The organism is Paenibacillus sp. MZ03-122A, assembly GCF_024213325.1.
Classification (GTDB): Bacteria; Bacillota; Bacilli; order Paenibacillales; family Paenibacillaceae; genus Paenibacillus; species Paenibacillus polymyxa_B.
In genome coordinates this window covers 1-25,541 of sequence record NZ_JANAVI010000017.1, presented here as the reverse complement: position 1 = coordinate 25,541, position 25,541 = coordinate 1, and the positions used below count along the sequence as shown (strand labels likewise).

2 protein-coding genes are annotated in these 25,541 nt (G+C 49.2%); one reads left to right on the top strand and one right to left on the bottom strand.

The window, feature by feature from the left end; translation table 11 throughout:
- The first annotated feature begins 66 nt into the window (after positions 1–66).
- On the top strand, positions 67–23,793 hold the full coding sequence (locus NLX74_RS22795; RefSeq protein ID WP_254330442.1) for a non-ribosomal peptide synthase/polyketide synthase: 23,727 nt from the start codon (positions 67–69) through the stop codon (positions 23,791–23,793).
- 111 nt (positions 23,794–23,904) lie between these two features.
- Here NLX74_RS22795 and NLX74_RS22790 read toward each other — a convergent pair whose 3' ends face one another.
- Entirely contained in the window at positions 23,905–24,939 is a 1,035-nt protein-coding gene (locus NLX74_RS22790; protein ID WP_235306864.1) for an alpha/beta fold hydrolase, read from the bottom strand.
- Between the last annotated feature and the right edge of the window lie 602 nt (positions 24,940–25,541).

Genomic DNA, 25,541 nt, shown 5'->3' with positions numbered 1-25,541 from the left:
CTTTTGTCCTCCTGACTGCCAGGTGCAGCGGGAGGATATTCACATCATGGAATAGGAGTGAATGAGATGAATGACATGCAGTTATATGATTTAACAAATGCGCAGAAGCGTATATGGTATACCGAATTACTCTACCCAGATACGTCAGTGTCACAGCTTTCCGGTACAGCTAAGATGAAAGGGCATATCAATATTGCTGCCTTTATGCAGTCCATTAATTTGATTATCAAACAGTATGATGCGTTCCGCATCCGTATTACCTCAGTGGATGGAGTGCCTCAGCAGTACGTTGTTCCTTATGAAGAGAGACAGTTGGAGTGCCTGGATCTTAGTCACTATGAAAGTGTATCTGAGGTGGAAGCCTTACTTGAGCAACACAAAAGAAACCCCTTGCCCCTGCTCGATTCTGAGCTCTTCCAGTTTTTAATTGTGAAGATTAGCGAGGAAGAGTATTGGATTAATATCAAGATGCACCATATTATTTCTGACGGAATATCAATGGTGGTCTATGGCAATCAGCTGACAGCATTTTATATGGAGTTAATTCAAGGAAATGAACCGGAGCTGGGCGACGATTGCTCGTATATTCAATATATTGCAGATGAGAATGCATACGAACTTTCTGACAGATACCAAAAGGATAAGGCTTACTGGCTGGATAAATTTTCTGATTTGCCTGAGCTTACGGGTTGGAAGTCATATAATCCGTTATCTTTAAGCACCCACGCCGTTCGGGAGCATTTTACCGTACCAGAAGTGCTATATCACGAGCTGCAAGCATTTTGCCAACAGAACAGAATTTCTTTGTTCCAGTTCTTCATGGGTGCGATGTATATCTACATACACAAAATGACGAATCAGCCGGATGTGGTGATTGGAACTTCGTTCGCTAACCGAGGGAACAAAAAAGAGAAGCAAAAGATAGGTATGTTCGTCAGCACCGCTGCTGCCAGAACATACGTCAAAAAGGATATAGATGTGTTGAGCTTCCTGCAGGATGTAGCCAGAGATCAGATGTCAGTCCTGCGGCATCAGAAATATCCATACAATCAGTTAATTCAGGATCTTAGAGAAATGCATGGGAACAAGGATATTCAGCGGCTTTTTGGCGTTTCCATGGAATATCGTCTTATCAATTGGGTTGATTTGGATGATGTGCGTATTTTGACAGATTATGATTTCTGCGGGGATGAAGTGAACGATTTCGTGCTTCATATCGTGGAGATTCTGGATGAAGGCGAACTGGTACTGGATGTCGATTATCGGACAGAGCTGTTTGAACGCAGTGAAGTTAAGGACATGGTTTCCCAGTTGCTTACGATCGCCGAGCAGATCATTCATTCACCTCAGCTTTCTATTGCAGAGGTAAACTTATTGGGTGAACCAGAAGAGCAGTCCATTTTGGCTCTTTCGGAAGGCGCCGCAGTCGATTATCCACGTGAGAAGACCATTCATGGCTTATTCGAGGAACAAGCCGAGCGCACGCCAGATCACGTAGCCGTTCAGATGGACGAGCAGAGCATTACATACCAAGCTCTAAACGAGCAGGCTAACCAGCTTGCGAGATATTTGCGCTCCGAGGGAGTAGGAGCAGATACGCTCGTAGGGATTATGGCTGACCGTTCCTTGGAGATGGTCATCGGGATGTTGGCCATTTTGAAAGCAGGTGGTGCCTATGTACCAATTGACCCCGATTATCCCGAAGAGCGTATCCATTATATGCTGGAGGATTCAGGTGTCCGTCTGTTGCTCACCCAAAGTCATCTATGGGAGAGCACCGCTTTTGACGGAAAGCTTGTGAGTCTGGACGAAGCTGCAACGTATACAGGAGATGCTTCCAATCTGGAGAGTATTTCGGGACCAAGCCATCTGGCCTATGTTATCTACACGTCGGGTACGACCGGCAAGCCGAAGGGCACGCTGATTGAACACAAAAACGTAGTTCGACTGCTCTTTAACGATAAAAATTTATTTGACTTCAACTCTCAGGATACGTGGACGCTGTTCCATTCATTCTGCTTCGATTTCTCCGTTTGGGAGATGTACGGAGCGCTTCTTTATGGAGGGAAATTGGTGATTGTTCCATCTCTCACAGCCAAGAGCCCAGCAGCTTTCCTGGAGTTGTTGAAAGACAACCAAGTCACCATTTTGAATCAGACGCCGACGTATTTTTATCAGGTGCTACAGGAAGAGTTAACGCACTCTTCGACAGAGCTTGGCCTTAGAAAAATCATTTTTGGTGGAGAGGCCTTAAGTCCATCTCTTCTGAGAAACTGGCGGGTCAAGTATCCTGATGTGCAGCTGATTAATATGTACGGAATTACGGAAACAACGGTCCATGTCACCTATAAGGAAATCACGGAACATGAGATTGAAGCGGGGAAAAGCAATATTGGCAGAACGATCCCCACACTTAGCGCTTACATTCTCGATGAGCAAAGACGCCTGCAACCTGTTGGGGTTCCAGGAGAGCTATACATTGCGGGGGACGGTCTTGCCCGTGGGTATTTGAATCGGCCGGATTTGACGTCTGAGAAATTCGTTGAGCATCCGTATCGGGCGGGAGAGCGGCTGTACCGAACTGGGGATCTTGCTCGTTGGTTGCCTGATGGCAATATTGAATATTTGGGGCGGATCGACCATCAGGTCAAAATTCGCGGCTACCGAATTGAGCTTGGCGAGGTAGAAGCCCAAATTCTCAAGGCTCCAAGCGTACGAGAAACGATTGTCCTCGCACGGGAAGACGAACAGGGCCAAAAATTGCTGTGCGCCTACTATGTAGCCTCCAGTGATCTTTCGCCGGGGGAATTGCGGTCTCAGCTGGCTGCGGAACTCCCTGCTTACATGATTCCTTCTTATTTTGTCCGGCTGGAGCAAATGCCGCTTACACCAAATGGCAAACTGGATCGCCGTGCGTTGCCGGCTCCTGAAAGCAGCGTACAATCCGGCGAGGCTTATTTGGCTCCGAGAACTGCTGTGGAAGCTCAGATGGTACTCATCTGGCAGGATATCTTGGGCGTTGCTCGTGTCGGTGTCAGAGATAATTTCTTTGAAATTGGTGGTCACTCTTTGCGGGCAACAGTGCTCGTTTCACGGATTCACAAAGAGTTGGGATGTAGCATTTCGCTGCGTGAGGTGTTTCAGTCACCTACGGTCGAATCCTTGGCGCAACTTGTGAAGAAACACATTCCGACCATGTACGAATCCATCCCACAGGCAACGGAAAGCGAAGCTTACCCAGTGTCCTCAGCGCAAAAGCGGTTATACGTGCTGAGACAGATGGACGGGGGAGAGCTCAGCTACAATATGCCAGGGGTCTTCACAGTGGATGGACCGTTGGATCGCACGCGGCTGGAGTCTGCGTTCCAGGCACTGATCCAGCGTCATGAATCCCTGAGAACCGGCTTTTATATGCAGGATGGAGAACTTGTTCAGCGTGTGCATAGGAATGTGCCGTTCGCGTTGGACTACACAGAGGCTTCGGTGGAGGAGACGGATACGCTCATTCACAACTTTATTCGTGCCTTTGATCTGAGCCAGGCTCCATTACTGCGTGTTAGCTTGGTGAAGCTCCGGGAGGAGCGTCATCTGTTGCTGTTTGATATGCATCACATCATTTCAGATGGGGTTTCTATTCAAATATTGATAGAGGAACTTACTCATTTGTATCAAGGAGAACAGCTACCAGAGCTGCACATCCAGTACAAGGATTATGCCGTATGGCAACGGGAACAGTCAGAGAACCAATGGCAAGATCTTGAGAAATATTGGCTGCAATCCTTTGAAGGAGAGTTGCCGGTATTGGATTTGCCTACAGACTTCCAACGACCTTCAGTTCGGAGCTTCGAGGGTAGCCGAATTGATTTTACATTGGATGAGCCTGGCAATAAGGCGATACAAGAGCTTGCATCCCGTACAGGTACTACACTGTATATGGTATTGCTGGCCGCTTATTCGGTACTACTGCACAAGTACACAGGACAGGAGGACATCGTCGTAGGTTCTCCAGTAGCCGGAAGACCGCAGGCTGAGCTTGAGGGCATCATCGGGATGTTTGTCAACACACTGGCCTTGCGCAGCTACCCGGCAGGAGATAAAACCTTTCAGGATTATCTTCTGGAAATCAAGGAAACGGCGCTCAAGGCGTTTGAGCATCAGGATTACCCTTTTGAAAAATTGGTCGAAAAGCTGGGCGTAGGACGTGATGTCAGCCGCAATCCGCTCTTTGACACCTTATTGGTATTACAAAATACCGAGCAGGAAGAGCAGGAAATGGACGGAGTGCACTTTACTCCTTACTTGATGGACACCGTCACAGCCAAATTTGACCTGTCCCTCAATGTAGAGGAGAAGGGGGCAAAATTAGCCTTTGGCCTCGAGTATAGTACGGCTTTATATCGGCGTGAAACCGTAGAGCGACTTGCAACGCACTTGCTCCGGGTTCTGCATGCAGTCTCGGCTAATCCTCAGTTGCAACTGGCCGAGATAGAAATGATCACACCGGAGGAGAAAGTACAGATCGTTGAAGTATTTAACGCGACATCGGCTCCTTATCCAAGGGACAAGACCATTCATGAGCTGTTCGTAGAACAAGTCAAGCGTACACCAGAGCAGACGGCGCTTGTATTCGGCGATGTCCAGCTAACGTACCTTGAATTGCAAGACAAGGCGAGCCGACTGGCCCAAACACTGCGTCGTTTGGGAACGTTGAGGGAGCAGCCTGTGGCCGTGATGGGCGGACGAAGCATCGAGATGGTCATTGGTATGCTCGCGGTGCTTCAAGCGGGTGGAGCCTATGTGCCGATTGATCCTGATTACCCGGAAGATCGGGTTCGTTATATGCTTAATGATTCCGACGCCAAGCTATTATTGGTGCAAAAGAGCGAGCTTATAAGTGTAGACTACGGTTTACCGATTGTCGATCTTAGCAGTGAAGAGGCCTATGCAGCTGAACCTGCCCAGCCGGAGACTGCTCAGGGATCGCAGGGGCTTGCTTATGTCATCTATACATCGGGTACGACGGGTAGACCAAAGGGCGTTATGGTTGAACATCGGAACGTAGTCCGTCTAGTCAAAGAGACCAACTATGTGGAGCTGAATGAATCCACACGAATTTTGCAAACAGGAGCCGTGGCCTTTGATGCTTCTACATTCGAAATATGGGGAGCGTTGCTCAACGGTGGGCAGCTCTATTTCGTGGAGAACGACGATATCCTGATTGCCGATAGGCTCAAAGCGGCCATTACCAAGTACGGGATTACAACAATGTGGCTCACTTCACCGCTTTTCAATCAGCTTTCCCTGCAGGATGAGTACCTGTTCAAAGGGCTAAAAACATTGCTGGTCGGCGGAGACGTACTGTCCATATCTCATATGAACCGTGTAATCGAGGCTAATCCTGATCTTGTCCCTATCAATGGCTATGGTCCGACAGAGAATACGACCTTCTCCACCACCTACAAGATTCTGGGTCGTGCCGAAGGGGTCGTGCCGATTGGCCGCCCAATTAATAATTCTACCGCTTATGTGGTCAATGGATCGCTGCAATTACAGCCTATTGGTGCTTGGGGTGAACTCATTGTCGGCGGTGAAGGTGTAGCGCGCGGATATCTCAATCGTCCTGATCTCACAGCAGAGAAATTTGTTCCTAGTCCTGTTAAGGACGGAGAACCCTGCTACAGAACTGGGGATTTGGTACGCTGGCTTCCAGATGGGAATTTGGAGTTTAAAGGAAGAATTGATGAGCAGGTCAAAATACGTGGTTACCGCATCGAACTCCCTGAAATCGAGGCCCAACTGGCCAAGGTGGAGTCAGTAATCGACGCCGTAGTGGTCGTTCGCGCGGATGAGCTTGGCGAGAAGCAGCTTTGCGCTTATTATGTGGCGGATCGTACGCTCACGGCAGGCGAAGTACGCCTTTCCCTATCGCAGGTACTTCCAGGCTATATGATTCCATCCTACTTTATCCAGATGGATCGTATGCCATTAACGTCAAACGGAAAAGTGGACCGCAGGTCTCTGCCGGCTCCTCAAGTAGGCGCGCATACAGGACGGAAGTATACAGCTCCTCGTACACCGGCTGAGGAAGCTTTGGCATCTGTCTGGCAAGGGGTACTGGGTGCCGAACAGGTGGGTATCCATGACAATTTCTTTGAATTGGGTGGAGACTCCATAAAAGCTATTCAGGTGTCGTCACGGTTACTGCAGGCCGGCTATCGGTTAGAGATGAAGCAGCTGTTCAAATCGCCAACCATTGCCGAGCTAGGCGCGGAAATTCAAACGGCTGTGCATATGGCTGAACAGGGAGTTGTGCGTGGAACGACTCGCTTGACTCCAGTCCAACAGTGGTTCTTTGGACGGAAGCAGGCAGAGCCTCATCACTTCAATCAATCGGTTATGTTGTATCGTGAACAGGGATTTGAGGAAAAGGCCTTGCATCAGGTGCTAAGAAAACTCGCTGAGCATCATGACGCCCTTCGCATGGTTTTCCGTCAGACAGAGCATGGCTACGAAGCTTGGAATCGTGATCTTGAAGAAGGAGAGCTTTATAGCCTGTTCACCGCTGATTTACGGAATGAATCCGATCCGACTGCAGCCATTACATCGCTGTCGGATGACATTCAGCGCAGTATCAATCTGACAGAAGGTCCGCTGCTGAAGTTAGGACTTTTCCATTGTCAGGATGGAGACCACCTTCTGATCGTGATCCACCATTTGGTGGTGGACGGAGTATCCTGGCGGATTTTGTTCGAGGATATTGCAGCAGGTTATGAGCAGGTAATTCAAGGACAAGCACTGACATTCCCGCAGAAGACGGATTCCTTCCGTGACTGGGGAGACGCCCTTGCTCATTATTCGGAAGGTCCAGAAATGGCGACTCATCGGGCGTATTGGAGAGAGCTGGAGGATCAGCCACTCGAACAGTTGCCGAAGGATGAGGCTGTGGAAAGCCTTCTTTTACAGGATAGCAAAGTAGTAACAGCACAATGGACTCTAGAAGAAACCGACCAATTGTTGGGAAAAGCCCATCGTGCTTATCAAACAGAGACGAATGATCTGCTATTGACTGCTCTGGGCATGGCGGTATCCAAATGGTCTGGCATCGGAAAGGTTGCTGTGAATCTGGAAGGACACGGTCGTGAGCCGATTATACCGAATATCGACATCACCCGTACCGTAGGCTGGTTTACAAGTCAATATCCGGTGATTTTAGACTTGGGGAATAACCCGGAAGTGGCCTCCTTGATCAAGTCTGTGAAAGAAGGGCTGCGCCGAATTCCGAACAAAGGTATTGGCTACGGGTTGCTCAAAACGATGGCAAGTCAGTTGGATGAAGGCAGCTTCAGCTTGCAGCCTGAAATTTCTTTTAACTATCTGGGGCAATTTGATCAGGATTTGCAAGGAAGCTCGTTGCAGATTTCTCCTTATCCGACCGGAAGCGCGCAAAGCTTGTTGGAGGAACCGGCCTATACGCTAGATATCAATGGCATGGTGACGGACGGAGCCCTGACTCTGACGATTACTTATAACGGAAAACAGTATAAGTCATCTACGATGGAACAGCTCGCTGGATATATTGAAGAAAGCCTGCGGGAACTTCTCCAGCATTGCGTAACCCAAGAAAAAACCGTATTGACACCAAGCGACGTGCTTGCGAAGGGTCTGAGCATTGCCGATCTGGAGGAGCTTTCTAAGCAGACCAGCCACATAGGCGATATTGAGAATGTATATAGTCTGACGCCGATGCAGAAGGGCATGCTGTTCCATGATATGTTTGAACCGCATACAGGTGCTTATTTTGAGCAGGCCGCCTTTGATTTTAAGGGTAGCTTTGATCCGATCGCCTTCGGGCACAGTCTGGATGCAGTAGTGGAGCGTCATGCTATCCTGCGCACGAACTTTTACAGCGGATGGGGCAGCGAGCCTTTGCAGGTTGTATTTCGGCACAGAGGCGCTAAATTGGTGTACGAAGACCTGCGGGAGATGAATGCATCGCAGCGCGAAGCTTACCTGAAGACATTTGGTGCTAAGGACAAAGCACTGGGCTTCAACCTAGCTGAAGACGAGCTTCTCCGTGTATCCATTTTACAAACAGATGAAGAGAGCTTCCGTCTCTTATGGAGTTTTCACCACATCGTCATGGATGGTTGGTGTGTTCCGTTAATTACACAGGAGGTATTTGAACACTATTTTGCCCTCCTGGAAGGAAGAGAGCCGCAGTTGGCAGAGGTTCATCCGTACAGTCGATATATCGAATGGCTCGAACAGCAGGATGAAGCAGCTGCGTCCAACTATTGGAGTCGATATCTGGCCGGTTACGAACAGCAGACGCTTTTACCTCAAGTCGGTGGAGCAAGTAAGGGAGAAGGCTATATAGCAGAAAAGCTGAATTATCCTCTCAGCAGGGAATTGACTGGGTGCCTTGAAAAGGTGGCCAGGGATGCTCATGTCACGATGAATATATTGCTGCAGTCCCTCTGGGGCATTGCGCTTCAACGCTATAACGGTAGCCGAGATGTCGTGTACGGAAGTGTAGTATCAGGCAGACCAGCAGAAATTCCGGGCATTGATCGGATGATCGGTTTGTTCATCAATACGATTCCCGTTCGTGTGAAGACAGAGGAGAATCTCCCCTTCACAGTTCTGATGAAGCAGCAGCAGGAACAATATATGGCTTCTCATATGTATGACACCTACCCGTTGTTTGAGATTCAGGCTCAGACGGATCAGAAGCAGGATCTAATCTCCCACATTATGGTGTTTGAGAACTATCCTGTGGAGGAGGAGGTAGAGCGTCTGGGTGGTGGCGAGGCTGCCTTTGAGATTGAGGAAGCGGAGCTTCTTGAGCAAACGAATTATGATTTTAATTTAATTGTCCTCCCTGGCGAAGAAATGAGATTGCTGTTCCAGTACAATGCACTTGTTTATGACCCAGTGACAATTGAGCAAATCAAGGGCCATCTGGTTCACCTCATGGAACAAATTGTAGAGAACCCTGCCATTTCCGTGGATGCACTAGAATTAGTCACGCCGCAGGAGAGAGAACAGATTCTGAACGTATGGGGAAATACAAAAGGCATTTACGAGCACTGTAACACGTTCCACGGGCTGTTGGAGGAACAGGCGGGACGAACGCCGGATGCGACTGCCCTTTGGTTCGAGGATGAGATGCTAACCTATGCCGAGCTCAATGCAAAAGCCAACGGACTGGCGAGAAAGCTCCGTACTCAGGGAATCAAGACGGGAGATCTGGTGGGACTGATTGCTGAACGGTCGCTCGAAATGATCGTTGGGATCTACGGCATTATGAAAGCCGGGGGTGCCTATGTTCCAATCGATCCAGAGTATCCGAAAGAACGAATCAGTTACATGCTTGAAGATTCCGGGGCGAAGCTGATCCTTACACAGGCCCATCTTTTGGAGCATCTCGGATGGACGGAAAATGTTTTGCTGCTGGATGAATCATCGACCTATGATGCCGACACCTCGAATTTGGAGGCTACTGCTAGCCCGGATGATCTGGCTTATGTGATCTACACTTCAGGTACGACGGGTCAGCCTAAGGGCGTATTAATCGAGCATCGGGGACTACCAAATCTTTCGGACGTATACGGAACACACTTCGAAGTTACACCGCAGGATCGGATCGTTCAGTTTGCAAGTCTGTCGTTTGATGCATCGGTTTCGGAAATTTTAACGGCGCTGAGCCACGGGGCTGTTCTGTGCATCCCTTCTACACAAGATATTTTAGATCATGCCCTGTTCGAGCAGTTCATGAACGATAAGGGGATTACGGTAGCGACTTTGCCACCCGCTTACGCTATCCACCTTGATCCAGAGCGTTTGCCAACACTGCGGTGCCTGCTAACCGCTGGATCGGCCGCATCGGTCGAGTTGATCGAAGAATGGAGGAAGCATGTACGTTACTCTAATGGCTATGGCCCAACAGAGGACTCTGTATGCACCACAATCTGGTCTGTCCCGGACAGTGAGGAAGCAACGGATATTGTATCTATTGGACGACCTATTGCTAACCATAGTGTGTACATCTTGGATGACCATTTTAGATTGCAACCTGTCGGTGTAGCTGGAGAGCTATGCATTTCGAGTATCGGGTTAGCACGGGGGTATCATAATCGACCTGAGTTAATGGATGAGAAGTTCGTGGACAATCCATTTGCTCCAGGAGAGCGTATGTATCGGACGGGGGACCTGGTTCGCTGGTTACCGAATGGAACCATCGAGTACTTAGGTCGAATAGATCACCAAGTCAAAATCCGCGGCTACCGTATCGAGCTGGGCGAGGTAGAAGCACAAATGCTCAGAGTGCCGTCCGTTCAGGAAGTCGTAGCCATGGCTGTAGAGGGCGATGACGGCTACAAAGATCTAGTCGCTTACTTCGTAGCCGCTCAGAAACTTGAGGTATCCGAACTTCGGGCTGTTCTGTCGGAGATGTTACCTGGATATATGATCCCTTCCCGCTTCATACAACTGGAGGACATGCCTCTGACGTCGAACGGAAAAATCGACCGAAAAGCGCTGCAGGGCGAGCGTGGATGGGCAGCGGCTTCATCTGAGGCTCCGAGGACACCTGTGGAAATTCAATTAGCCGAAATCTGGCGAGAGGTGCTGGGTGTAGAGAGCGCGGGAGTGAAGGATAATTTCTTCCATTTTGGAGGTCATTCACTGCGTGCAGCTCTGCTAGTCTCACGAATTCGCAAGGAAATGAATCGCGAGATTAGTCTGAGAGCAGTGTTCGAGTCTCCTACTATTGAAGGATTGGCTCGTGCCATTGAGGGCTATACACCGCTGAATTTCGAAGAAATACCTACAGCCGGAGCGAGAGAGCATTATCCATTGTCCTCGGCCCAAAAACGACTGTTTATTCTAAGTCAGCTGGAAGGTGGAGAGCTGAGCTACAATATGCCGGGTATCCTTACCGTTGAGGGAGCTTTGGATCGGGAACGGCTAGAGCAGGCATTCCGTCGTCTAATTCATCGTCATGGTTCGCTGCGAACTCGTTTTGTGACTGTGAACGGTGAACCTGTACAGCAGCTCCTGACGGATGTTCCGTTTACTGTGGAATATGCGGAGTTGAGCGAGGAAGAGGCAGGAGCTACCCTTCAGCAGTTCGTCCGTCCTTTTGATTTAGGTGTAGCTCCATTGCTGCGGGTCGGCCTTATTCGAATTGCACATGAGCGCCATTTGCTATTGTTTGACATGCACCATATTGTCTCAGATGGGGTTTCTATGAATATTCTCATAGAAGAGTTTCTCCGCTTCTACCAAGAGGAGGACGTATTTCCTGAGCTACAGATCCAGTACACAGACTATGCTGTATGGCAGCAAGAGCAGCTCGGAGGCGAGCGTCTTAAGGCCCAGGAAGCTTACTGGCTGGATGCTTTCCGTGGAAGCTTGCCAGTGCTGGATTTGCCAGGAGATGAAGTTCGTCCTGCGGTGCGAAGCTTTGCGGGCGATCGAATCGACTTCCAAATTGATTCTTCTCTGAGTGCTTCACTTCAGGAGTTGGCTACCCGAACGGGTTCCACTCTGTTCATGGTACTGCTGGCAGCCTATACAGCGCTCTTGCACAAGTACACAGGTCAGGAAGATGTCATCGTCGGTTCACCTGTGGCAGGAAGATCTCATGCGACACTCGAAGGCCTCATCGGTATGTTCGTCGGCACAGTGGCACTTCGTACTTATCCAGAAGGAGAGAAGCCTTTCGAGGCTTATCTGCAGGAAGTGAAGGAAACAGCGCTGCGGGCCTATGAAAACCAGGATTACCCGTTCGAGGAGCTGGTAGAAAAGCTGGAGCTTCAGCGTGATTTGAGCCGTAACCCGCTATTTGATACCATGTTTGTCCTGCAAAATATTGAGCAGGGAGAACAAGAAATAGAAGGATTGCGCTTCACTCCTTACGATAATGTACATCCGGCTGCCAAGTTCGATCTCACGCTGACCGTGAGTGAAGCAGACGGGGCATTGAACTGTACGCTTGAGTATGCGACTGCGATCTACAAGCAAGAGACTGCTGAGCGGATGGCAGGCCACTTTGTACAGCTTATTCGGGAAGCCATCGCCAATCCGGCACTGCCGTTGTCATCCCTTGATATCGTAACACCTCAGGAAAAATCAAGGCTGATGAAAGCGCCGGACGAAGCCAAGGCAGATTATCCTCGTGACAAGACGATCCATGCGCTGTTCGAGGAGCAGGCCGCACGTACTCCGAATGCAGTGGCAGTCGTATGTGAAGATGCAACCCTGTCCTACAGCGAGCTGAACGAGCAGGCCAATGGACTTGCCCGAACGCTGAGGGAACGTGGTTTGCAACCAGACGGTTTGGCTGGAATTATGGCGGATCGTTCCCTTGAAATGGTGGTCGGAATTTTAGCCATCTTGAAGGCAGGCGGGGCCTATGTCCCTGTAGACCCTGAATATCCAGAGGACCGCATTCGCTTTATGCTTGAGGATTCGGGAGCCAAGCTACTGCTGACACAAGCGCGTCTGGAGCAACGTGTCTCCTTCGCCGGGGATATCGTAAGTCTGGACAAAACGGCTTCCTACAAGGAGGATGTCTCAAACCTGCAGCCTGCAGCCGGACCGGAGCATCTTGCCTACGTCATCTACACATCGGGTACGACAGGCAAGCCAAAGGGAACACTGATTGAGCATAAAAATGTAGTTCGCTTGCTCTTTAATGATAAAAATATGTTTGACTTTGGTCCTCAGGATACGTGGACACTGTTCCATTCATTCTGTTTTGACTTCTCTGTATGGGAAATGTACGGAGCATTGCTGAACGGAGGACGGTTGGTCATCGTTCCATCGCTTACCGCGAAGAGTCCAGATCGTTTCTTGCAATTGCTTAAGGATCAGAAGGTCACCGTTTTGAACCAGACACCGACGTACTTCTACCAGTTGCTACAGGAAGAGCTCGGTCATCAAGCGGCAGAACTGACCCTCCGTATGATTATCTTCGGTGGAGAGGCATTAGCCCCGGCCCTACTCAAGGACTGGAGAACGAAGTATCCGCAAGTGCAGCTCATTAACATGTACGGCATTACCGAAACGACCGTGCATGTAACCTACAAGGAAATCACAGAGTTGGAAATTGAACAGGGCCGCAGCAATATCGGCACCACGATTCCGACGCTGCGAGCGTACATTTTGGATGAACAATGCCGTCCACAGCCGATTGGCATTCCAGGTGAACTCTATGTGGCGGGCGTAGGTCTGGCGCGAGGTTATCTGAACCGACCGGAATTGACGGAAGAGAAGTTTGTCGCTCATCCGTTTGAAGCGGGCGAGCGCATGTACCGCTCGGGTGACTTGGCACGCTGGTTGCCGGATGGCAGCATGGAGTATTTGGGACGGATTGACCATCAGGTAAAAATCCGTGGTTACCGTATCGAGCTGGGCGAAGTGGAAGCGAAGCTGCTCCATGCTCCGTCTGTAAGGGAGGCCGTTGTGCTCGCCCGAGAGGATGGAAGTGGACAAAAAGTGCTTGTCGGCTATTTCACTGCCGATCAGATGCTGACGGTAGGCGAGTTGAGAAAAGCCTTGGCTGCCGAACTGCCGACTTATATGATTCCATCTTACTTTATGCAATTGGAACAGATGCCTTTGACGCCAAATGGCAAGCTGGATCGCAAAGCGCTTCCGGCTCCAGAGGCCAATGTGCAGACTGGAGCGGTTTATGAACCGCCAAGGACGAAGACTGAGGAAGCCTTGGCTTCCGTATGGCAAGGTGTGCTGGGAGCGCAGCGGGTCGGCATCCATGATCATTTCTTTGATCTGGGTGGTGATTCCATCAAGGCGATCCAAGTGTCCTCGAGATTGTTCCAAGCCGGATATAAATTAGAGATGAAGGATCTCTTCAAATATCCGACAATTGCCGAGCTAAGCCCGTATCTTCAGGCAGCCGGACGTACAGCGGAACAGGGCGAAATTAAAGGTGCAGCAGAGTTAATGCCCATTCAGCGTTGGTTCTTTGAACGCCATACAGCGGAGCCGCACCATTATAATCATGCCGTCATGCTCTATCGGAAAGACGGCTTTGATGAAGCTGCACTCCGGTTGACAATGGACCAAATTGCGATCCATCATGATGCGCTGCGTATGGTTTTCCGGTCTACAGAAGCTGGGTATGCAGCTTGGAATCGGGGAACGGACGAAGGCGAGCTCTACACATTGGACATTGCCGATGTGCGGCAGGCGGAAGACCAGACAGCTGTGGTTCAGGCCCAAGCCGATGCCATTCAGGCAAGCTTTGACTTGGAAGGTGGCCCACTGTTCAAGCTAGGCCTGTTCCATTGTGACGATGGCGATCATTTGTTGATTGTCATTCATCACCTCTTGGTTGACGGCGTATCCTGGCGCATCCTGTTTGAGGACATTGCAGCGGGGTACGAGCAGGCATTGAATGGACAAGCAATCGTCCTTCCACAAAAGACCGATTCGTATCTTGTATGGTCTGAGCAAGCGACGAAGTATGCAGCAGGGCCTGCTCTGGACAAGGAGCGTGCATACTGGCAGCTAATCGAGGAGGCGATTTTGGCCCCACTGCCGAAGGATGAGGATCAGAAGCCAGGCACCATTCGGGATACTGAATCGGTTACGGTAACGTGGTCTGCGCAGGAAACAGACCTGCTGTTGCGGCAAGCGAACCGGGCGTATCATACGGAGACGAACGACTTGCTCTTGACTGCTCTGGGGGCAGCCATTCAGCGCTGGACAGGCATGGAGCAGATTTTGGTCAATCTTGAAGGGCATGGACGGGAAATGATCGTACCAGACCTGGATATTACCCGTACCGTGGGTTGGTTCACAACCCAGTATCCGGTTCTGCTGAACCTGCAAGGCGGACAGGAAGTATCTGCGCGCATCAAGCGCATCAAGGAGAATTTGCGAGAGGTTCCGCACAAAGGAATCGGTTACGGTCTTCTGAAGTATATGGCACCGGAGAAAAGTGTCGGATTTGGCGTGGAGCCGGAAATTTCCTTCAATTATCTTGGGCAGTTTGATCAGGATCTGGAGGGTAATGCCCTTAGCCTATCCACACATTCAGTTGGTAAGGCGCTCAGCGACCTCACACCACAGCAATATGCTCTGGATGTGAATGGCATGATTGCTGAAGGCCAGCTATCACTGACGATTACGTACAGCAGCAGGCAGTATCGTAACGAGACGGTGAGTCATTTTGCTGAATTATTACAGTCAAGCCTTAGTGAGGTCATCCGTCATTGTGTGGCTCAGGAGCGTTCACAGCTTACACCAAGTGATGTTCTGTTTCAAGGATTAACATTGGAGCAGCTTGATCGACTCACGGCGCAGACGGCTCACATCGGAGAGATTGAGGATGTGTACAAGCTGACGCCAATGCAGAAGGGAATGCTGTTTCACAGCCTGCTGGAGCCGGACTCCTCTTCATACTTCGAACAGGCAACGTTTGAGCTGCGTGGTAGCTTCGATGTAGATATCTTCTTCGAGAGCTTCCAGGCTTTGGTGCAGCGACATGCCATACTACGTACCGGATTTTACAACAACATTGCTGATGTACCGCTGCAAGTTGCCTTTAAGCAACGGTTAATCCCTCTGCACTACGTAGATTTGCGCGACGCATCTATGCAGGAACAAGAAGCCCGAATCAAGGCTTATATTGCTGAAGATATGGTTAAGGGGTTCAGCTTGTCAGAAGATCCGCTGATGCGGGTGACCGTCTTGCAGAAGGATCAAAGCTGTCTTGTATTGTGGAGCTTCCACCATATTGTCATGGATGGCTGGTGTATCCCGATCATTACACAGGAGCTGTTCGATTATTATTCTGCCAAGAAACAGCAAGTACAGCCTGTCCTACCGCCAGCTCAGCCCTATAGCCGTTATATCGAGTGGCTTGATGCACAGGATGATCAAGAAGCTTCAACATATTGGAGCCAATATCTTGAAGATTATGACGGGAACACCGTATTGCCGGAAGGTAAAACGAAATCTCAAGCAAAAGAAGCGGGCTATGTTCTAAAAGAGCATGTTCTCCATCTGGGTGCATCTTTGACAGGTAAAATGGATGTTGTCGCGAAGCGCAATCACGTAACCGTCAATACACTCATGCAGACAGCTTGGGGACTGATTCTTCAACGTTATAATGCCAGCTCGGATGTCGTTTTCGGCGGCGTTGTGTCGGGTAGACCCGCTGAGATTGCAGGGATCGAAAATATGGTGGGTCTGTTCATCAATACAGTACCTATCCGTGTACAGTCATCCAAAGACGAAGCCTTTGTCGAAGTGATGAAACGTACACAGGCACAGTCATTGGCTGGTCGTGCCTACGACACCTATCCACTGTATGAGATTCAGGGGAAAACAACCCAAAAGCAGGACCTGATTTCTCATATTATGATCTTTGAAAATTACCCGCTCGACGAGCAGGTGGAGCAATCGGGTAACCAAACGGAGGACAATCTCGAAGTTGCCAACTTCACCATGTTTGAACAAACCAACTATGACTTTAACCTGGTTGTGATTCCAGGCGAAGACATCAAGGTCTGCATTCGCTATAATGCTTCGGTTTACGAGCAAGAAAGCATTGCACGTATCGGAGGACACTTGTTGCAGATGCTCGATCAGGTGGCTGTTCGTCCGCAGGCGACGATACAGGAACTGGAGATTGTAACATCCGAGGAACGGATGAACCTGCTTGACTGGGGCGGCAAGGCACATACCTATCCAAGTGATCAGGGTCTGCATACCTTGTTTGAAGAACAGGTTGTCCGTACGCCGGATAAGATTGCGGCTGTAAATGGGGACACTCAGATTACGTATCGGGAGCTGAACGAGCAGGCGAACAGACTAGCTTCTACCTTGATAGACCAAGGACTACGGAGTGAACAAGTGGTAGGCCTGTTGGCAGATCGGTCTGTAGAGCTGCTTGTCGCCATCATGGGTGTGCTCAAAGCGGGTGGAGCCTATGTACCTATTGATCCTGAATATCCGCAGGAGCGGATTCAGTATATTCTGAAGGATTCTGGCGCTGAAATTCTGCTCACACAGAGCCACCTGACGGAGTTAGCCTCATTTGAGGGGACGGTTATGGAATTGGATTCCCCGCACATTTACGGAACCGAGGTGGATAATCCCAATATTCCTGTTGGAGGAAACGATCTGGTGTACTTAATCTATACCTCGGGTACAACCGGAAATCCGAAGGGAACCATGATTAACCACAAAGGGATCGTGAACTACATCTGGTGGGCCAATAAGGTCTATTGTGCTGGAAAACCAACGGATTTCCCGTTGTATTCATCCATTTCCTTTGACTTGACGATGACATCGATCTTTACTCCATTAATTAACGGAGGAATAGTACGGATTTATGATGGCATAGATAAGGCGGAGGTTGTTCAGCATATTTTGCGCGAAAATGCGGTGGATATTCTCAAGCTGACGCCGACGCATCTCAGTCTGATTAAAGATATGACCATTCCAGCAGAAAGTCGCATTCAGCAGCTCATTGTAGGTGGAGAGAATCTGACCACACATTTGTCAAAAACGATTACCGACCTCTTTGGTGGCAATATCAAAATCTACAATGAATACGGTCCAACCGAAACCGTCGTCGGTTGCATGATTCACCTGTACGATCCTGCGAAGGATATACGTGAATCCGTACCGATTGGTTTGCCGTCAGACAATATATACATTCATATCCTGGATGATCAGCTTCGTCTCGTACCGTTAGGCGTGGAGGGCGAAATGTACATCGCCGGGGACGGGGTAGCCCGTGGATATCTGAACCGTCCTGAGCTTACCGCAGATAAATTCATTAGAAATCCATTCGCTGCGGAAGGAAATATGTATCGCACTGGGGATTTGGCTCGTCGCCTTCCTAATGGAGACATTGAGTACATTGGACGCATTGACCACCAAGTTAAAATACGGGGCTATCGTATTGAGCTTGGTGAGATTGAGGCCAAGCTGCTGGACATTCCACTTGTCGAGGAAGCTCTCGTTGTTGCGTGGGCAGATGCTCATGGGCAGAAATCGCTGTGTGCTTACTTCGTAGCTAATCGCGAAATGTCTGTCAGCGAGCTGAGAGACGAACTGTCTGCTGGACTGCCTGCATATATGATTCCGTCTTACTTTGTCCAACTGGACGTGATGCCTCTGACACCGAATGGTAAGCTGGATCGCAAGGCACTGCCTGAACCGAACTCGGGCATCAAGGCGGGAGCAGACTTTACCGCTCCGCGCACGGATGTGGAGAACATTTTAGCTTCAATCTGGCAGGGTGTACTCGGCGTGCCGCTTGTCGGCATTCATGATAATTTCTTTGAGCTTGGAGGTGACTCGATCAAATCCATTCAAGTATCCTCAAGGCTTCTTCAAGCAGGCTATAAGCTTGAAATGAAGGATTTGTTCGGTTATCCGACAATTGCAGAGCTGGCACAGCGCGTTAGTGTGGTCAGCCGAATTGCGGACCAAAGCGAGATACACGGAGCGGTAAGACTGGGACCTGCTCAGCACAGATTTTTCGATGAACAGTCGATGGATCTGCATCACTTTAATCAGTCGGTCATGTTGTACCGACGGGATGGCTTCAATACCGATGCGCTCGCCGAGGTTGTTCGGAAAATTGCAGAGCATCATGATGCTTTACGACTGGTGTTCCGCCAAGGTGAGCAGGGATTGGAGGCCTGGAACCGGAGCATGGGTGAGGGTGAGCTCTATAGCCTCCAGATCCACGATTTGCGGGATGAGACAGACCCGGCTTCAGCAATAGAAGCAGGTGCGGAAGCCATTCAGCGCAGCATCTCTCTGGAGGATGGACCTCTCTTTAGACTGGGTCTGTTCCGCTGTGCGGAAGGCGAACATCTGTTGATCGTTATTCATCATCTGGCTGTGGATGGCGTATCCTGGCGTATTCTCTTTGAGGACCTGCAGGATGGCTACGAGCAGGCAGCACGTGGAGAAGCGGTCAAGCTTCCACAGAAGACGGATTCGTACCGTGCATGGGTTGAGGGAATCACACAATTTGCGAATAGTCTGGCGGCTGAACAAGAACGCAGCTATTGGGCAGAGGTAGAGGGAGATGGCTTTGTCCCTCTTCCCAAAGACAAGGTAGACGGCGCTCTTCTCATCAAAGACAGTGAGGCTGTCACGGTGAAATGGTCACCAGAAGAGACAGAGCAGTTCCTGAAAGAAGCGAACCGCACTTACAATACGGAGGTCAACGATCTGCTCCTGACGGCTCTGGGTATGGCTGTTCACGAGTGGACGGGAATCGAACGTGTAGGCATCCTTCTGGAGGGACATGGACGGGAGCCTGTTGTGCCGGAACTGGATATTACTCGCACAATAGGCTGGTTTACAAGTCAATACCCTGTCGCCCTTGAGATGGGAGGGGAATTGGAGATCGGCGCCAGAATCAAGCACGTCAAGGAAGGCTTGCGTCGTATCCCGAACAAAGGTGTCGGATATGGTATTTTGAAATATTTAAGCGACGGTTCCGATGTCTCCTCCTTCTCGACTGAACCTGAGATTACCTTCAACTACTTGGGACAGTTCGACCAGGATCTTGCAGAGGGGGTCATGGAAGTATCGTCTTACTCAGTAGGACCTGAGGTCAGTGAGCAGATGGTGCAGCATCAGGCATTGAACATTAATGGACTGATTGCCGAAGGACAGCTTCAACTTTCGGTCAGCTATAACCGTCATCAGCTCGACGGGGAGTCCGTGACTAAGTTTGTTGGCATTCTGAAGAACCGTCTCAGCGAAGTCATTGGACATTGCGTAAGTAAGGAAAGAACAGAACTTACACCAAGCGATGTACTCCTCAAAGATATCAGCTTGGAAAAAATCGAGGAGATAGAAGAGCAGACACGGCATATCGGCAGTATTGAAAATATGTATAAACTGACGCCGATGCAAAAAGGAATGTTGTTCCACAGCTTGCTGGAGCCTCATTCGGAAGTCTACTTTGAGCAGGCCAAATTTGAAATTCAGGGAGCATTCTATCCTGAGGATTTCAAACGTAGCTTAAAATATCTGATGAAACGGCATGCCATATTGAGAACGAATTTCCATGCCGGATGGGGCGATTTCCCTATACAGATTGTGTTCAAAGAAAGAGCGTGTGACTTCGTATACGAGGATCTGCACGAGCTGGAATCCGCTGAAATAGAAGCGCGTCTTGCAGCTTATGTTGCCCAAGACAAAGCGAGAGGTTTTGATCTTGCGAATGAAGCCTTGCTGCGAGTTGCTATCCTACGTACTGCAAAAGAGCATTACCATCTGTTGTGGAGCTCTCATCACATCATTTTGGATGGCTGGTGTATGCCGCTTGTGCTCCAGGAAGTGTTTGAAACATACGGAGCTCTACGTGAGCAAAGGGAACCTGAGCTTCCTGCAGCAGCATCGTACAGCCAGTACATTCAATGGTTGGAGAAGCAAGGTGAGGAAGAGGCATCCTCTTACTGGAGAGGGTACCTGGAAGGCTACGAGCAGCAGACGAGGTTGCCACAAGCCATCACACAGCCATCAGCAAAAGCAGAAGCCTATGTGTCGGAGAAGCTGGTATTCACGTTGGATGCGGAATTGACCGATCGCCTGGAACAGGTGGCCAAACAGCATCAGGTGACGATGAATACATTGATGCAAGCAGCCTGGGGAATCGTGTTGCAGCGCTACAATAGAAGCCAGGATATCGTCTTCGGAAGTGTAGTATCGGGGAGACCTGCCGAGATTCCGGGTATTGAAAGTATGATCGGTCTCTTCATCAATACAGTTCCGGTTCGGGTTCAGGCCGAGGGAAGCGATTCGTTCTCCCATGTGATGAAAAGACAGCAGGAATTATATTTGGCAGGACATGCATATGATTCCTATCCGCTCTATGAGATTCAAGCACAGAGCGAACAAAAGCAAGATTTGATTTCTCATATTATGGTGTTCGAAAATTACCCGGTAGAAGAGCATCTGGAAGAGAAAATTTCCAGTGAAGAGGCTGAATACAGAATTACGGATGTTCAGATGTTTGAACAGACGAATTATGATTTTAACCTCATTGTGCTGCCGGGCCGTAATCTGGAGTTCTTGTACCGTTACAATGCCCGCGTCTATGATCGGGAGAGCGTGGAACGCATTCAAGGACACTTGACGAGAATTCTGACAAGCGTTGCTGTTCAACCTACCATCCGTATTGATGAGCTGGAGTTGATCACGCCAGAAGAGAAATCGCAGATTATAGAGGTGTGGGGCGATACAGCAGCTCCTTATCCGCGTGAGCAGACCCTTCACGGTATATTTGAGGAAAAAGCAGCGCTCACACCGGATCGTACAGCACTTATTTACGTTGAAACGGAGCTTACCTATGGAGAACTCGATCAGCAGGCGAACCGTCTCGCACGTACGCTGCGTGCCCAAGGGGTCAGACCGGACCAACCAGTCGGCATCATGGTCGAGCGCTCGCTTGAGATGATCATTGGTATTCATGCCATTCTAAAAGCTGGCGGGGCCTATGTACCGATTGATCCGGAGTTCCCAGAAGATCGTATTCGCCACATGCTGGAGGATTCGGGAGCGAAGCTTCTGCTGACGAAGAACCATCTCAAAGATCGTTTTCCGTTCACTGGCACGATCCTGGCACTTGATGATCCGCAGGCGTATCATGCGGATAGCTCGAAACTGGAGCCAATTGCGGGGCCGGAGCATCTGGCGTATATCATTTACACGTCAGGTTCAACCGGCAAGCCGAAAGGGGTAATGATTGAGCATCGCGCTGCCGTCCATACGCTGAGTCAGTTGGAAGCTGAATATCCGATGTTGGCAGGCGACCGTTTCCTGCTCAAAACGACATTCACCTTTGACTTCTCCGTGCCGGAGCTGTTCTGCTGGTTCTTTGGACAAGGGACTCTCGTGATCCTGCCACAAGGCGTGGACAAAGACCCGACGGCATTGCTAGAGGCCGTGGATACGAACCGTATCACGCATCTCAATTTGGTGCCTTCGATGCTCAGTGTGCTCGTCCAGTATTTGAAAGAAAGCAGTACCCAAGGATTCCTTACTCTGAAGTATCTGTTTGCCTGCGGCGAGACGCTGCCTGCCAAACTTGTGGAAGAGTATTATAAAGTATCTCCTTACGCAGTACTGGAAAACATCTACGGTCCTACGGAAGCAGCTGTATATGCGACTCGATATACAACGAGTCCTGAGGCCGCAGCTCTAACGCATGTGCCTATCGGCAAACCGTACGCTAACGTCCAAGTATGGATGATAGACGGCGCCTCTCAGGTATCACCAGTAGGTGTACCAGGAGAACTGTGTATTGCAGGCGAAGGGGTAGCAAGGGGGTACTTCAATCAGCCTGAACTGACGGCAGAGAAGTTCATTCCTCATCCGTACAAACCGGGAGCACGGATTTACCGAACAGGCGATTTGGCCCGGTGGTTGCCAGACGGGAATATTGAGTATTTGGGACGGATCGATCACCAGGTAAAAATCCGCGGTTACCGCATTGAGTTGGGAGAAGTGGAAGCACAAATTCTGAAGGTGCCGTCGGTACAAGAAGCGGTTGTTCTAGCACTGGCTGACTCCAGCGGAAGTACTCAGCTTTGTGCATACTTTGTGGCCGAGGAAGGGCTCGCAGCGGGCGTACTACGCGAGGCACTGGCCAGCGAGCTGCCAAGCTACATGATTCCGTCTGCCTTCGTACAGCTGGCACAAATGCCACTGAATCCGAATGGCAAATTGGATCGCAAAGCGCTACCGGCACCGGAAACACTTCTGCGGAGCACAGCGGAGTATATCGCGCCGCGTACGCAGACAGAAGTAGAGCTCGCTCAGATTTGGTCTGAGGTGCTCGGCGTACAGGAAATCGGGATCAGGGATCATTTCTTCGAACTTGGGGGCCATTCCCTGAAAGTATTGGGCTTGATCCAAAGGATCTCGTCCAGTATGGGCGTCCATCTCCCACTCCAGGCCGTGTTTAATCTGCCGACTGTGGAAGAAATGGCGCATGAAATTTTCAAGCTGCAGGCAACGAATGCTGCCGACGAACAAGAAATGGAAATTATCCGCTTCCCAGGAAAAGGAACAATTAAAGTGTTTTGCTTCCCTCCACGGGTAGGCCACTCTCTGGGGTACTATGAGATGGCCAAGGAGCTGGAAGGGTTTTGCGAGGTGTACGGAATGGAATTTATCGGCGATCGGTACCAGGGTCAAGATATGCTGGATCGATACATTGATGCCATTGTGGATATTCAAGCAGAGGGCCCATATGTATTCCTAGGATACTCACTTGGAGGAAATCTCGCCTTCGAGGTAGCTAAAGCCATGGAAAGCCGAGGTCACCATGTTAGCGACATTATTATGGTAGATGCTATGAGAAAGATGTCCAAGGATGAATCGACACCAGAGGAGCTCGAAGAGATTGTCGAGACGGTACTGGACAGCATTAGGGACCAGTACAAAGCATTCCTCGCCGATCCAGTGGACAGGGAGCGAGTCATGGACAAAATGTTGGTGTACTCCACCTACCGCGATGAGCTTATTAACGCAGGTGAAGTTCATGCGAATATCCATGCTCTGATTGCAGAGGATGATAGTATTGGTCCAGATACATCATTAGATAAATTGTTATGGCAACAGGCGACACTTGGTCAATACAAAGAATACGAAGTCATCGGAACGCATGATGTGCTGCTTGATTCCGGTTTTATTGGGGAAAATGCTAAAGTACTGAGACAGATACTTGGCAAGGTCACAGAGGCTTCATCTAATAACAAGCCCATTTTGTCCTAAGCTCAATCAAGCATAATAAGTGTTAGGCAGCAAAGACGCCCGGATTCCTTTATTATAGAAGGAACTCGGGCGTCTTTTGTTTTTTTAAGCTGTCCTTAACATATAAACTCCCTAATCATCTGTGTATGCTTTAGACGTGGTTGACTGAAAGTGACTGGTGTTGGTGATGAGTTCACGGATGACTTGGATGACAAGATCCGGTTGATCATGGATGATCATATGCTCGCTTTTCTTGGCAACAATTAATTTGCTGTTTGTAGAGATGTTAAGCATCTCGCGCTGTCCGATTTGCCAGCTTTGTTCAATCTGATTATTTCCGCGTTTACTAATACCGAACTGAGTCAAATCTTGTTGAATGCCCCGAGCAATTACACGTACAGGGAGATTACCCAGATGTTGTCCCCGTATGGCATCTTCGGTAGTGCTCGCTAGGTCACCCTCCTCTGCAACAGACCGAAAGTATTTAGAAGAAGCGACAATATTCACAAAAGATTTTCTATCTTGATATTCGACCCGACCCGTCAGCATAAAATTGGGGAACAGGCGAAAAGCCCCTGATTTTTCTAGGAGAATGGATATTAACGGGGAGGGATTGGCCTTAGGCCGTTCCTTGGCATAGATCTTATTTGTCCGTCGGGCGTCATTCTCAGGCCTGGCATCCACCAGAACCAATCCTGCCACTTCGTCTCTGTACGTCTGCGCGTACAGTCTTGAGTACATCCCCCCGAGGGAATGACCTACAAGGATATAAGGAGGTCGGATGTCCGCATTCTTTAGAGCAGTATGAAGCTCTCGAACGATGTTTTCCCCGGTGCGTGGTGTATTTGCCTCCTCGCTCCATGCATAGCCTGCCCGATCATAGGATACAACGGTGGCGAATGATGACAGCTTTTCGGGAATATCTCTCCAGGAGAGGCTACTTTCCCCGCTCCCTGATTCAAGCAATATTGTTGGAGAACCGTTACCGAGTTTACGAATATGAAGTCGATAGCCCCCGGCATCGACCAATTCCCCCGGAGGTGGGTATTGTGATTTATCCTTCTTGGATGCAATCCACTCATACACAAATCCGGAGATCACGAAAAGCAATAAGCAAGAGATGATAAGAAACACAATTCTCGTCCATGTTTGCCTTCGTTGCTTCATTAGAAAATCTACTCCTCTATACAGCTATAATTAATCATTACCTAAAGTTGCGTGAAACAATAGCTGCTACAGTATGGTTTGTGGCTAGCTCCTTATCTTTTTACCCATCCTTTCTTTGTCAAATCATCAATATTAAAGAAAAAAACAGAATATGCACTTGAGTTGTAATGAGCAACCCGCGTATTCTTGATCATTGAATGGATATCACGTCGTTCTTGGATGCGGATAACTAAGTCCATTTGGCAAAAGTACAGTGTACACAGGGTAAAATTACAACAATAAAGATAGTAAAAACTATTCATTAAAAAGGGTTGCATTTAAATATGCAGAATGGTATACTCTAATTCCGGCCAAGAAATACGATATTGCGAGCGAGTGTTTCAAAAAAAGATTCTAAAAAATGCTTGCAAAGTTGGTTCGGACATGATATGATATAAGAGTTGATGAGGCGACAAACTGAATCAACGAGAAAAGAATGTTTGATCTTTGAAAACTGAACAACGAGTGAGTAAAATGATTTTGTTCGCAAAATCAAACAAGAGATATTTTTATCTCGTCAGTTTCAACATGAGCTTATCGCTCTTTCTATAAACCAACTTCGG